This is a genomic window from Alistipes sp. 56_sp_Nov_56_25, from assembly GCF_001915285.1.
GTDB lineage: Bacteria > Bacteroidota > Bacteroidia > Bacteroidales > Rikenellaceae > Alistipes > Alistipes shahii.
On the sequence record NZ_MNQF01000016.1, the window covers coordinates 591 to 13,620 of the forward strand.

The window sequence follows — 13,030 nt, forward strand, 5'->3', positions numbered from 1 at the left end:
CGCAACGAGAAGACCGCCTGCGTACGCACGTCGCGGCTCTTGGTGATCGAACCCGAAGCCGAATTACCCTCGGTGATGAAGATCATCGACTGTTCGGCCAGCTCATGCTTGTCGGTGCGGTGTATCTTGCAGTCGCGCAGTTTCTTGTTGTTGAGCGACACCTTCTTGGCCGTCTCGCGGGCCTTCTTCTGGATGCCCGAAATCGCCTTGCGCTCCTTTTCGTTCTCGACGATCTTCTTCTGGAGAATCTGCGCCGTCTCGGAGTGCTTGTGCAGGTAGTCGTCGAGGTGCTTGCCCAGAAAGTCCACGACGAAGTTGCGCATCGACACGCCCGGCTCGATCTCCTTCGAACCGAGCTTGATCTTGGTCTGCGACTCGAAGACCGGGTCGGTGACCTTGACCGAAATGGCGGCGATGATCGACGTGCGGATGTCCGAAGGGTCGTAATCCTTGTGGTAGAACTCCTTGACGGTCTTGGCGATGGCCTCGCGGAACGCCGCCTGATGCGTGCCGCCCTGCGAGGTGTACTGGCCGTTGACGAACGAGAAGTAGCTCTCGCCGTAACCCGTGCCGTGGGCGATCGCCACTTCGATGTCGTCGCCCGAAAGGTGGATCGGCGGATAGAGCGGCTCCTCGGTCATGTTTTCGTTCACGGATCATCTGCTCGACGTATTCGAGGTTGTAGGCGTACTGCCCGAAAACCTCCTCGTCGACGCGGAACGAGATGAAAGTGCCGTTCTTCTCCCTCACGCCGCTCTCCCACGTATCGCTCTGTTCGAGTCCCTGCGCGAAGGTCACCGTGCGGGCTTCGCCGTCGCGGACCGAACGGGCCGTGAATTCGCTCGAAAGCATGTTGACGGCCTTGACGCCGACGCCGTTCAGGCCGACGGTCTTCTTGAAGGCCGAGCCGCCGTACTTGCCGCCGGTGTTCATCTCGCTGACGGCCGCCGCGAGCGACTTGAGGGGAATGCCGCGGCCGTAGTCGCGCACCGAAACCACGTTGTCGGCGATCGAAATGTCGATCTGACGGCCGACGCCCATGATGAACTCGTCCACCGAGTTGTCCACGACCTCCTTGATGAGGACGTAAATGCCGTCGTCGGCCTGCGCGCCGTCGCCCAGCTTGCCGATATACATACCGGGCCGCAGGCGGATGTGCTCCCGCGGCGAGAGGGTGACGATGGCGTCGTCGCCGTAATTGTCGTTCGGATTCGTATTGAGTAAATCTGCCATAGTCTATTTTTTGTTTCGGATCTCGGCGAGGGCCGCGCACATGGCGTCGTGCACCTCCTGCATCAGTTCGTGCGTCTCGGCCGCGGCGACCCGCCCGGCGGAGACGGGGGGCAGCACCCGGATCGTGATCCGGTTGCCCCAGTTGAACAGCGCGTTCTTTTTGATGAGCGTCTTCGTACCGTCGAGCACCACGGGAAGAATCTCCACGCCCGCCTCCTTGGCCAGCGTGAAGGCCCCCGCCTTGAAACGGTGAATCTCGCCGTCCTTGGAGCGCGTACCCTCAGGGAATACGGCCACCGAAGCGCCGCGCGAAATCCATAGTTTGCCGTCGCGGACCATCTGCTCCAGCGCTTCGGAAGCGCGACCGCGGTTGATGCAGATGTCGCCGTGCAGGACGAGGTACTGCCCGAAGAAGGGGGTCTTGAAGACCTCGCGCTTGGAGACCCAGCGGAAATTGAGCGGAATGTAGTAAAGCGTCGGGATGTCGATCACCGTATTGTGGTTCAGCACGATGACGTAACTCTTCTTCCGGTCCACGTACTCCCGGCCGATCACCCGCTGCCGCCACCGGGGAGGCACGGCGAAGAAGATGCGGACCAGAATGCGCGACAGTTCGTGCACCACGCGGCGGCCCTTGTCGAAAGGATAGCATACGACCAGAGCGACGGCCGACAGCACCATGAAAAAGGTGCAGAGGAAGACCAGAAAGATATAGTAAACTGCGCTTATCATAAAATCAGTCTTTAAGGCCCGGCCGCCACACCCCGCCGCACCCGTCCGGACGCCGTATCGGGCGGAAAACGGCATAGCGGAGCGTTCGGAATAACATCAGGGGACAATGAGCCATAATAATTCAATCTGCAAATTTAGGAATTATTCGCAGGAATCCTAAATCGGGGAGCAACGATTTTTCAACAAAATATTCACGATGACCGTCGGGCCGGACCTTTTTTTCGCAGGCCGCCGAAAAAAATAATGCGAAACAGTTGACCCGCCCCCAAGGTCAGGGTGTATCTTTGCCGCATGAACACTGCGCAGAGTTTACGAAGACAACGAAAATCAAATTCAAAATCGGAGAATTTTCCAAGCTCAACCGGGTTACCGTCAAGACATTGCGGCATTACGAAGAGATCGGGCTGCTCGTACCGAGCCAAGTGGACAAGTGGACCGGATACCGTTATTACGACGTATGCCAGCTGGGAAGGATGAACACGATCCGCGACCTCAAGGAGCTGGGATTCACGCTCGAAGAGATCGGAGAGCTGTTCGACGAGGGGCGGACGCGCCCGTCGCCGGAGCTTATCGCGGCCACTTCGGCTGGAGCGGCGCATGACGGAGCTGGAAAGGCTGGGAAAAGAACTCGCAAAACCGAAGAAAATGGAAAAAGCATTTATCAAAGAGCTGCCGGCGGTCGTCGTCGCCAGCCACCGCCGGGTCGTCAGGGGCTACGACGAACTGTTCGACCTCTGCCCCAATGTCATCGGACCGGAGATGGCGCGGCTGGGTTGCGAATGTTCCGAACCGGGCTACTGCTTCACGATCGACCACACCTGCGAATTCAGGGAACGGGACATCGACATCGAATACTGCGAAGCGGTGACCGAACGGAAAGAGGAGTCGGAGCTGATTGAATTCAAGGAGCTGGAGGCCGTGCCGACGGCCGTGTGCATGTATCACCGCGGAAACTACGACACCCTGCCGCAGACCTTCGCCGAGCTTTACGCATACGTCGAAAAAGAGGGATACAAGCTCGCGGGAAGCCCCCGGTTCAGCTATATCGACGGCATCTGGAACAAGGACAGCGAGGAAGAGTGGCTGACCGAAATTCAGATTCCGGCAGGCAGGTAACCCCGCCGTCCTACCCTTTCGGACCTCCGTACCCTGCCGGTACGGAGGTCTTATTTATATATGTATCAAAATTTTCTGCAAAAATACAGTACTATGCATTGCAAAGTATAAACATTTTTACATATCTTTGCCACGTCAACTAAAATGCTACGCAGATTACAATTAAACGCAGAATATTATGAAAAAACTTATCCTCCTTATCCTGCTGCTCGCAATGGCTGCGGCGAACGCAACAGCGGCCCGCATGTATCCGGCCGGAGGCCGCGTCGTGGACGCGCAGGGACAGGCCGTGGAGTATGCGACGGTGGTACTGCTCAGGGGCGGCGAGCAGGTGGCCGGCATGGCGACCGACGACGCCGGACGTTTCGAGCTGAAGGTCCCGACGGGCGAATACACCCTCTCGATCCAGTATCTGGGTTTCGATCCCGTCCTGCGGCAGGTGCGCGTCGATGCGGACAACGATCTGGGCGACATCGTGCTGAAAAGCTCCTCGACGCAGATCGAGGGCGTGGTGGTCAAGGCGCAGCTGATCCGCCGCGAGGCCGACCGCTTTGTCGTCGATGTGGCCAACGCCCCGGCGGCGATCGGCAAGGATGGCATCGAACTGCTGGAGCGCGCTCCGGGCGTATGGGTGGACGACGAGAAGATCTCGATCAACGGCAAGAGCGGTTCGAAGGTGTACGTCAACGACCGCGAGCTGCGCATGGAACCGGCGCAGCTGCTGACCTACCTGCGTTCGCTGCGCGCCGACGACATCCAGAAAATCGAGGTCGTGCCCACGACCGGCGCGGACTACGATGCGGATTCGTCGGGCGGCATCATCCGGATAACGCTCCGCAAACGCCGCGAAAACGGCATGGAGGGGTCGCTGTCGGTCGATTCGCGGCTGGGCCGCTGGGTGCGGTCGGTCAATCCCCGTGCGCGCGTCAACTACCATTCGGGACGGCTCGACCTCTACGGGCTGGCGTGGTTCAACCTCGAAACCGACGAATTCGAATCGGACGAAAACACCCGCTACACGTCGGGGAGCAACAGTCTCGAAGCCCACTCCGAAAAATTCGAACGCGACCGGAATTTCGGCGCGAGCTTCGGTTCGGTGTACGAGATCAATTCCCGCCAGAGCGTCGGCGCGGAGTTCGAATACTGGCGCAACCGCGAAAAAGGTCCCAACGACTCCTACACGGACTTCACGGCCGAAGAGGGGGTGACCCGCACCGACAGCCGCTATGACAATTTCACAGCGCGCAACAACTACTCGCTGACGTTCAACTACATCTGGAAGATCGACTCGCTGGGTTCGACGCTCAAGGTGCTGGCCGACTACAACCGCCGCACCACGGACGCCGAGAACGACAACTTCAGCCGCATAACCGCTCCGGCCCCCGCGCCCGCCGCAGACTCGGCCTACCGCGACAATTCGGTCTCGGTCTACAACGTGACCACCGCCACGCTGGCCTTCGACAAGAAATTCTCGCCCCGCTGGTCGCTGCGGGCCGGCGCCAAGTACACCTACAACGACATGCACAACGACGCGCTGTACGAATACCTGAAAGACGACGCATGGGCGCGCAACGACAACCAGAGTTTCACGATCAACTACACGGAGAACATCGCCGCGGCGTACGGCATCGCGTCGGCCAATCTCGGACGCTGGAGCTTGGTGGCGGGAGTGCGCGGCGAGTACACCCGCACCGAAGGCAAAGGGCACGGCATCGCGCAGAATTATTTCAGTCTGTTCCCCAACGCCAACGTCTCCTATGCACTCACCAAGGACGGCGCCTATTCGCTGATCGCACAGTACGCCCGCACAATCGAGCGGCCTCGGTTCTGGACCCTCAACCCGCAGCGGTTCCAGATTTCGGACTACACCTATCAGACGGGAAATCCGGAACTCGATCCGGCCTACAAGCACGACGCGAGCCTGACGCTGGTGCTGAAACACAAATACACGCTTACGGGCGGCACCGTCGTCCAGACCGGCGAAATACAGCAGACGATGCGTCCCGACGCCGACGACCCGAAGCGGCTGTGCATAGCGTGGGTCAATTACGACACGACGAAGAGTTATTACGTCTCGGCCAATGCGCCGTGCCAGTTCGCCAAATGGTGGACCATGAACCTCAACGCCACCTACATCCGTCAGGGCCAGCGCGTCGACCAGCATACGCCCGAAGCGCATTACAACTTCTATTTCGCGAACGCTTCGACCACCTTCACGCTCCCCGCGAAGTTCTACATCGACCTGTCGTACCGCCTTCAGGGCCGCATGGACTTCGGCAACTGCTGGGTAAAACCGCTCCATTTCCTGAACGCAGGGATCAAGAAGCGTTTCGGCGACAAGTTCACCGCCGCATGCTCGGTGCGCAACCTGATCGACCGCCCGCAGCACGTCGGCGCACGCGGCGAAGGATTCGTCCGCAGGGTGGATGTGTCCCAGCAATGGAACTGCCGAGAATTCCGCATTTCGCTGAGCTACAACTTCAAGTCGGGCAAGGCCTTCAAGCGCAGGGCCGTCGAGGCGGGTTCGGCCGACGAGAAGAGCCGGGTGTAGATCGTCCGCGCGGCAACCACCCCTGACGACCATGGCGGACAGGAAAAAGAGAACGCGGCTTAATGCCGCATTCTCTTTCATACTCCGCCACTACCCTACCGCGCCCGGCGGAACCGCAGGTGCGGGAAAGGAATGTGCAATGACCGACCGGCGATGATGAGCGTCACGGCAACCAAAATCAGCACCACGCCCAGCACGATGCGCAGCGTGAGCCGTTCGCCGAAGACCACGACGCCGAAAAAGAGGGCCGTAAGGGGTTCCAGCGCACCGAGGATCGCCGTGGGCGTAGAGCCGATAGCGCGGATGGCGGCGGCCATCGTCACCAGCGACACGATCGTCGGAAAGAGCGCCAGCGAGACGGCGTTGATCCAGAGTCCGGGCGTGGGGATCGCCTGCAGGTCGGCGCAGAAGCGCAGGCGCACGACATAGACGCTCAGGCCGAACAGCAGAGCGTAAAAGGTGAGTTTCTCGGTCGGCAGGCCGCGCAGCGACGAGCGGTTGACGCCCACGATGTAGACCGCATAGCAGAGCGACGAGAGAAAAACCAGCGCGACGCCGAGAAAGGAGAGCGGCTCACCGCCGCCTTTGTAGAGCATGGCGATGCCGGTGAAGGCCAGCAGGATCGAGAGCATGGTGATCCGGCTCACTTTCTCGTGGAAACCGACGGCCATGATGACCGCGACCAGCACGGGATAGAGGAACAGGATGGTCGAAGCGATGCCCGCGTCCATGTGGTTGTAGCTCTCGAACAGGAAGAGCGACGAGAAAGAAAAGAGCAGTCCCATGACCGCCAGCGGCACAAGGTCGCGGCGGCGCACGGCGAACGACTGCCGCCGGACGAGCATCAACGCGCCCAGCATCGCCGCAGCCAGCAGATAACGGTAGAAAAGCACCGAATCCACTCCCATGCCCGCCCCGTAGAGGGGCAGCGTGAAGAGCGGATTCAATCCGTAACTGGCGGCGGCCACGGCACCCAGCACGCAGCCGCGCGACTTAGCGTTCGCCATTTCCTTTAGAACTGTACCTGCGGCGCGGCTTCGGAGCCTTCGGCCGACTCGAAGTAGGGCTTCTGCTCGAAACCGAACATTTTGGCGACGAGGTTGGCCGGGAAGCGGCGCACGGAGACGTTATAGGTCCGGGCCACTTCGTTGAACTGCTTGCGGGCCACCGAAATACGGTTTTCGGTGCCTTCGAGCTGCGCCTGCAGTTCGAGGAAGTTCTGATTGGCCTTCAGGTCGGGATAGCTCTCCGACACGGCGATCAGGCGGCCCAGCGCCGAGCGCACCTGCGCCTGCGCCTGCTGGAACTCGGCCAGCTTTTCGGGCGTCAGGTCGTCGGCCGACAGGTTGATCGAGGTGGCCTTGGCGCGGGCTTCGGTCACCTCGGTAAAGGTCTGCGTCTCGTGGGCCGCATAGCCCTTGACCGTATTCACCAAATTGGGAATCAGGTCAGCGCGGCGCTGATACTGCGTCTCGACGTTGGCCCATGCGGTCTTAACGCCCTCTTCCTTGTTGACGAATCCGTTGTACGTTGCATAGAAGAAGATCACCACAAGGGCGGCGACTCCAATCCAAATCCATTTTTTCATAACAAACTGTTTTAATAAATAATCAACTCATTTCGTTCCGGACCGCCATATCCGCGGCCGACAGCCGCGCTTAGAAGTCCGCCCTGTGCGGCATCATGCAATTGCCTTTAAACACCCCGTTACCACCGCGATCCGGCGCCTCCGCCCCCGAACGACCCGCCGCCGAAACCGCCGAAACCGCCGAAGCCGCCGATGATCGTCCCGCCGCCACCGCCGAAATTGTCGTCGCGCAGATTTTTGGCCCGCCGCTTCACCACGGCCCCGCAGTTGGAGCAGACGTAGGTGTACTCGACCAGCCGGTAGCTGGGAGTCACCTGCAAAATACGGTTCGACTGCTGCCGAAGCGTCGGTTTGTGGCACTTCGGGCAGCGTTTGCGGGCATAATAGCCGAGCATGACGACGCCCAGCGGCAGGACGACGAATCCGACGACGATCAGGAAGACGGCCCACGACGGAAGCTCCCCGTCCGCGGTATCCGTACCGCCCAGATCCAGTTCGCTGCCTTCGAGCAGCTGCGCCGCGGCTTCGACGCCCGCGACCATGCCGCGGCTGTAGTCGCCCTCGCGGAAGGCGGGCAGCATGTATTTCAGCTGAATCCGCTTGCAGACGGCGTCGGGAAGCACGCCTTCGAGCCCTCCGCCCGTGACGAAGCGGATTTCACGCCGGTCCCTGACCAGCAGGATGCCCAGCCCGTTGTCGTTCTCGGCGCGCCCCACGCCCCACTGCGTAAAGAGATCGACGGCGAAATCGAAGACGTCGCCGCCCGCAATGTCGTCCACGGCCACCACGGCCACCTGAGCAATCGCCCGGTCGCGGAGCGCCCCGCAGACCGAGTCGATACGCGCTACGGCGCCGGGCGAAAGGATACCGTCGGGATTCGACGTACGGTCGGCGCGCTGGACATTGGGGATATCCTCGGCGCGGTAGCTCCGGGCCTGCGCCGCAAGGCTCGCAAAGAGCAGCAGGCAAAGAATGATAAAGCGTCTCATATTCATCGGCAAAAATAACAAATATTCCGGAACCGGAACGGATTCCGGCAGGAAGTTACCGGACAAAATGCAAAAAAAAGGCCGCCCTGTCGTGCGGCGGTCTTTTTTCGGCGGCGCAGAAGCGTCAGCGGGTCAGGATGCGGTAGCTCCACGGCGCCATATCCTCCTCGACGTGGCCGCGGAGTTCGCCGGGACGGCCCGTCATGGCGTCGGTATACATGCCGGCGTAGATGCCCGTATAGTAATCGGCATGGATCGCATAGGGCGAGAGGTTCATGACCGCGACGACGCAGTTGCCCTCCGCCTCGCGGACCGCAATCATCAGGCAGTCCTCGGCGTTGTTGCGTATCTCGATCATCTCGCCGCCCCGTTCGCCCGATGCGAGCGCCGGATTGGCGTGCCGCAGCGCCGTCAGACGGCGGTAGAACTCCGAAAAGGGATTGGAGCCGTAGGCGGGAAGCGGGTCGCGGTCGAAGAAGGCGAACGAATGGTCGTAGCCGATCTCCTGACCGGTGTAGATCAGCGGCAGGCCGCGCGGCACGACGAAGGTGAAGACAGCCATGATCTCGCGGGCGGCGCCCATGCGGGCGAACTCCGAGCCGTTCCACGAATTCTCGTCGTGGTTGGAGGTGAAGGCCAGCCGCATGGCCGAACGGGGATAGCGCCGGCGGTCGGCATAGATGTAGTCGCGCAGCGACGTGACGCGGACCCTTTGCTGCGCCACGTCGTTCATCAGGTGGTGCATCTCCCACGCATAGCAGGCGTCGAAGGCTCCCCCGTCGAAAAGGTAGGTCTCCTCGGCTTCGGCCAGCATGAACAGATCGGGCTTCACCCGCCGCAGGCGTTGCGCCGTCTCGTTCCAGAATTCGATCGGAACCAGCATCGCCATGTCGCAGCGGAAGCCGTCCACGCCGTGTTCGCGGACCCAGAATTCCATGGCGTCGCCCTGCGCGCGCCACACTTCGCGTTCGGCATAGTTGAGTTTGGCCGTGTCGGTCCAGTCCCAAGGCACGGCGGGCGCTCCCGAAGCGTCGCGCTCGTACCACGAAGCGGGCTTCTCGGTCACCCAGCGGGCGTCGCGCGCCGTATGGTTGGCGATCCAGTCCAGCAGCACCTTCATACCCAGCCGGTGCGCTTCGGCGACGAAGGCGTCGAAATCCTCCATCGTGCCCAGACAGGGATCGACCGCACAATAGTCGCGGACCGAATAATAGGAGCCGAGCGAGCCTTTGCGCCCCTCGACGCCGATCGGATAGACGGGCATCAGCCACACGGCGTCGATGCCCATGTCGCGCAGGAAGCCCAGTTTCGCGGCCGCGGCGCGCAGCGTGCCTTCGGCCGTCAGCTGGCGCACGTTCATTTCATAGAGCACGGCCTGATAACTCCATTCGGGATGTAACATTTCCATAGCTTAAATAAAAAGGTCGGTTTTCGGGGTGTCAAATGTACGTTTTTTTCCGGACAAACGCTCCGCCCCGATCAAAAACAGGCATAATTCGACGGAAATAGCTGACTCAGGGCGCATTTATTTCATGGAAAATTCTTACCTTTGCGCACGATTATAAAAACGCCTTAATCAAATATGAAACATTTACGTCTCCTTATGCCGGTCGTACTGACGGCTCTACTCGTCACGTCATGCGCCTCGCAAAAGCGTGCATGGTACCTGCAGGATGCCCAGCCGTTCACGCCCGAACAGATCGCAGAAAACGGCCAGATACGCATCAAGCCCCTCGACAGGCTGACGATCGTCGTCAACAGCAAGGACCCCGAACTGGCCGTGCCGTTCAACTCGTCGTCGTCGCTGAGCTCCCTGACCGGAGCGACCAATTACGGAAGCGCCACCAACCAGTCGCTGCAAATCCGCACGGTGGATGAAAACGGACAGCTCGAAATGCCCGTGATCGGAAAGATCGAGTGCAAGGGCAAAACCCGGAGCGAACTGGCGCAGGCCATAGCCGACAAGATCGTCGAGGGCGGGTATATCAACGACCCGACGGTAAACGTGCAGTTCGCGGACATGAAGATTTCGGTAATCGGCGAGGTGGCACGTCCGGGACACTACGACGTCACGCGCGACAAACTCTCGATCTTCGACGCGCTGGCCATGGCCGGCGACCTGACGATCTACGGTATCCGCACCGACGTGGCTGTGGCCCGCGAAGTGGACGGCGTGCGCACCATCGAGTACCTCGACCTCACGTCGAAGGAGCTGTTCAACTCCCCCGCGTTCTACATCCAGCAGAACGACGTGATCTACGTCAAACCCAACAAATACAAGGCGCAGACCGGTGAAATCAGCCAGAACCGAAACTTCTACCTTTCGCTCGTGGGTACGGCAATTTCCGTGGCGACGCTCATCATAACCCTGACCAAATAAGACCGGCCATGACAGAACAGAACATCAATCCGCATCTGCTGAACGGAGAGTCCGAAAACACGAACGGCATCACGCTCCACGACCTGATTCAGATGGTTCTGGCCAACTGGTACTGGTTCGCGCTCTCGGCGATCATCTGTCTGGGAACGGCCTATTACTATCTGGCAAGCACCCCGAAAATATACAGCCGGACGGCGACCATCCTCGTGAAGGACAGCCGCAAGGGCGGCGACACGGATCTGGGCGCGTTCAGCGATCTGGTGGGATTCCAGAACCGCCGCAACGTAGACAACGAGGTCTATATCCTCCAGTCGCACCGGCTGATGTCGGAGGTGGTCAAGCGCCTCCACCTGACGGTCAACTACTCGGTGCGGGAAGGGCTGCGCACGGCGGACCTGTACGGCCGTTCGCCGATCGAAGTCGATTTCATCAACGACAACTCCAAGCAGAAGCTTTCGCTGGAGGTCACCCCGCTCAGAAACGGCAAGATCGAGCTGACGGACTTCGAGGACAAGTTCGTGACGCGGCAGGAGACCAAGCGGGTCATTCTGGCCGAATACGGCGATACGGTCGCCACGCCCGTCGGGCAGGTGGTCGTGCACAAGACCCTGTTCATGGACTCGACCTATCTGAAAAAACCCATCACCGTAATCAAGAATTCGCTCGCGGCGACGACCAACGCCTACCGCGCCGCCGTGAAGAGCGACGTGGCCAACAAGCAGGCCTCGATCGTGACGATCTCGATGAACAATTCGGTGCCGCGCCGCGCCGAGGACGTGATCAACACGCTGATCGCCGTCTATGAGGAAGACGCCATCGCCGACAAGCGCCAGCTGTCGGTGGTGACGGCCGACTTCATCAAGGAGCGCATGCAGGTAATCGGCCGCGAGCTGGGAGACGTGGACCGCGACATCGAGGACATCAAGAAGAGCAACAAGATGATCGACATCACCTCGGAGGCGACCCGCACCATCACCGAGAGCACGCGCTACAAGGCCGAAAGCCTGACGATCGAGAATCAGATAAGCGTCGCCGACTTCATCCGCGAATACCTCAACGACCCGTCGCATGCGGGCGACCTGATCCCGATGGTGGCCTCGATGACCAACAACGGCATCGTCGCGCAGATATCGGAATACAACGAGGCCATCCTGCGGCGCGAGAAGCTGCTGGAAAACAGCTCGGAGCGCAGTCCGGTCATTCAGGACCTAGACAACGGGCTGGCCGCCGTGCGCCGCTCGATCATCGCCTCGCTCAACTCCCATATTTCGACGCTGGAGATACAGCTCGAAACCATGCGCAAGGAGGAGGCGCAGGTCAACCGCCGCATCTCGACCATGCCTTCGCAGGAGAAGGTCATGCTCGACATCATGCGTCAGCAGAAAATCAAGGAGGAGCTGTTCCTCTACCTGCTCAACAAGCAGGAGGAGACGCAGCTCAACTACGCCGTGGCCGAGAGCAACTCGCGCACGATCGACATGGCGTACGGAAGCGCACGCCCCGTATCGCCCCGCTCGACGATCATCCTCGGCATCAGCCTGCTGGCAGGTCTGGCCATTCCGTTCGGCATACTCTACCTGATCGGCATGCTCGACACGACCATCCGCGGCCGCAAGGACGTGGAGGAGAACCTCAGCGCACCGTTCCTCGGCGACATACCCTTCCTCGAAGGGGACAACAAGGGCGGCGTGGTGGTCCGGGAAACCGGACGCGACGCGCTGTCGGAGGCGTTCATGAACGTCTCGTCGGGCAAGGAGATCAAGTGCGTGCTCTTCACCTCGTCGGACCCCCATGCGGGCAAGACGTTCGTGGCGATGAATCTGGCAATGACGCTGGCCATGGCGGGCAAACGGGTCGTGCTGATAGACCTCGACCTGCGCCGTCACGCACTCACGACGCACTTGGGACGCAGCAACAGCAAGAACGGCATGTCCGGTTATCTGGCCGGAACGATCACCGACATCGACCAGCTGGTGACGAACATGGGCTTCCACGAGAACCTCGACGTGATCTGCGCCGGCATACAGCCGCCCAACCCCACCGAGATGCTGCTCTCGAACCGGCTCGACAAGCTGGTAGAGCAGTTGAAGGAGCGTTACGACTTCGTATTCATCGACAGCACGCCGGCCATGTCGGTAGCCGATGCGGTGATTACGGACCGTCTGGCCGACCTCTGTATCTATATCGTGCGCGAAGGCGTGCTCGACCGCCGTCAGTTGCCCGACATCGAACGGCTCTACCGCGAGAAGAAGTTCCATAACATGTGCATCGTGCTCAACGGCACACGCACACGCCGCCATGGCTACGGGTACGGATACGGCTATGGTTACGGGTATGGATACGGTTACGGATACGGCTATGGCGACGACCATCAGGAGGTAAGCTACCGCAAGCGGATCAAACTTTTCTTCAGCAAACTCGCACGTAAAGTAAAGAAATAA

Annotated in this window: 9 protein-coding genes and 2 pseudogenes; 5 read left to right on the forward strand and 6 right to left on the reverse strand. The window is 60.4% G+C overall.

The features are described 5' to 3' along the window. Both BHV64_RS05920 and BHV64_RS05925 read right to left on the reverse strand, forming a co-directional pair. Nucleotides 1-1,233: pseudogene (locus tag BHV64_RS05920) on the reverse strand (ATP-binding protein); the annotation flags it as partial. A gap of 3 nt (nucleotides 1,234-1,236) precedes the next feature. Then, the gene (locus BHV64_RS05925) at nucleotides 1,237-1,965 is read right to left on the reverse strand and encodes a lysophospholipid acyltransferase family protein (RefSeq protein WP_195290684.1); all 729 of its coding nucleotides are present in this window, start codon (nucleotides 1,963-1,965) and stop codon (nucleotides 1,237-1,239) included. 380 nt (nucleotides 1,966-2,345) lie between these two features. On the opposite strand from BHV64_RS05925, the pseudogene BHV64_RS05930 reads away from it, so the two are divergent. The 3 genes and pseudogenes from BHV64_RS05930 to BHV64_RS05940 all read left to right on the forward strand — a co-directional run. Next, nucleotides 2,346-2,492, forward strand: a pseudogene (locus tag BHV64_RS05930) (MerR family transcriptional regulator); the annotation flags it as partial. A gap of 118 nt (nucleotides 2,493-2,610) precedes the next feature. After that, entirely contained in the window at nucleotides 2,611-3,081 is a 471-nt protein-coding gene (locus BHV64_RS05935) for a GyrI-like domain-containing protein (protein ID WP_288115646.1), read from the forward strand. A gap of 178 nt (nucleotides 3,082-3,259) precedes the next feature. Beyond that, on the forward strand, nucleotides 3,260-5,632 hold the full coding sequence (locus BHV64_RS05940) for an outer membrane beta-barrel protein (protein ID WP_288115647.1): 2,373 nt from the start codon (nucleotides 3,260-3,262) through the stop codon (nucleotides 5,630-5,632). A gap of 95 nt (nucleotides 5,633-5,727) precedes the next feature. Here BHV64_RS05940 and BHV64_RS05945 read toward each other — a convergent pair whose 3' ends face one another. The 4 genes from BHV64_RS05945 to BHV64_RS05960 form a co-directional block, all read right to left on the reverse strand. After that, nucleotides 5,728-6,639 (reverse strand): DMT family transporter, encoded by a 912-nt coding sequence (locus BHV64_RS05945; RefSeq protein WP_130062770.1) that lies wholly within the window; start codon nucleotides 6,637-6,639, stop codon nucleotides 5,728-5,730. 5 nt (nucleotides 6,640-6,644) lie between these two features. Then, on the reverse strand, nucleotides 6,645-7,220 hold the full coding sequence (locus tag BHV64_RS05950) for a LemA family protein (protein WP_009596617.1): 576 nt from the start codon (nucleotides 7,218-7,220) through the stop codon (nucleotides 6,645-6,647). Nucleotides 7,221-7,339: 119 nt separating this feature from the next. Next, nucleotides 7,340-8,209 carry a TPM domain-containing protein gene (locus BHV64_RS05955; RefSeq protein WP_288115648.1) on the reverse strand — a complete coding sequence of 290 codons (870 nt, stop codon included), beginning with the start codon at nucleotides 8,207-8,209 and terminating at the stop codon, nucleotides 7,340-7,342. Between the two features lie 124 nt (nucleotides 8,210-8,333). Beyond that, nucleotides 8,334-9,617: an alpha-amylase family glycosyl hydrolase gene (locus BHV64_RS05960; RefSeq protein WP_009596567.1), complete on the reverse strand. Its 1,284-nt coding sequence runs from the start codon at nucleotides 9,615-9,617 to the stop codon at nucleotides 8,334-8,336. 174 nt (nucleotides 9,618-9,791) lie between these two features. On the opposite strand from BHV64_RS05960, the gene BHV64_RS05965 reads away from it, so the two are divergent. Together BHV64_RS05965 and BHV64_RS05970 are read left to right on the forward strand one after the other, a co-directional pair. After that, a complete protein-coding gene (locus tag BHV64_RS05965; protein WP_130063174.1) occupies nucleotides 9,792-10,589 on the forward strand; it encodes a polysaccharide biosynthesis/export family protein in 798 nt (265 codons plus the stop codon). Between the two features lie 8 nt (nucleotides 10,590-10,597). Beyond that, nucleotides 10,598-13,030 (forward strand): GumC family protein, encoded by a 2,433-nt coding sequence (locus tag BHV64_RS05970; protein ID WP_288115649.1) that lies wholly within the window; start codon nucleotides 10,598-10,600, stop codon nucleotides 13,028-13,030.

Excerpts from the sequence above, each read along its gene's own strand:
- BHV64_RS05925 (WP_195290684.1), bottom strand. The coding sequence starts at position 1,965 with ATGATAAGCGCAGTTTACTATATCTTTCTGGTCTTCCTCTGCACCTTT.
- BHV64_RS05935 (WP_288115646.1), top strand. The coding sequence starts at position 2,611 with ATGGAAAAAGCATTTATCAAAGAGCTGCCGGCGGTCGTCGTCGCCAGC.
- BHV64_RS05940 (WP_288115647.1), top strand. The coding sequence starts at position 3,260 with ATGAAAAAACTTATCCTCCTTATCCTGCTGCTCGCAATGGCTGCGGCG.
- BHV64_RS05945 (WP_130062770.1), bottom strand. The coding sequence starts at position 6,639 with ATGGCGAACGCTAAGTCGCGCGGCTGCGTGCTGGGTGCCGTGGCCGCC.
- BHV64_RS05950 (WP_009596617.1), bottom strand. The coding sequence starts at position 7,220 with ATGAAAAAATGGATTTGGATTGGAGTCGCCGCCCTTGTGGTGATCTTC.
- BHV64_RS05955 (WP_288115648.1), bottom strand. The coding sequence starts at position 8,209 with ATGAGACGCTTTATCATTCTTTGCCTGCTGCTCTTTGCGAGCCTTGCG.
- BHV64_RS05960 (WP_009596567.1), bottom strand. The coding sequence starts at position 9,617 with ATGGAAATGTTACATCCCGAATGGAGTTATCAGGCCGTGCTCTATGAA.
- BHV64_RS05965 (WP_130063174.1), top strand. The coding sequence starts at position 9,792 with ATGAAACATTTACGTCTCCTTATGCCGGTCGTACTGACGGCTCTACTC.
- BHV64_RS05970 (WP_288115649.1), top strand. The coding sequence starts at position 10,598 with ATGACAGAACAGAACATCAATCCGCATCTGCTGAACGGAGAGTCCGAA.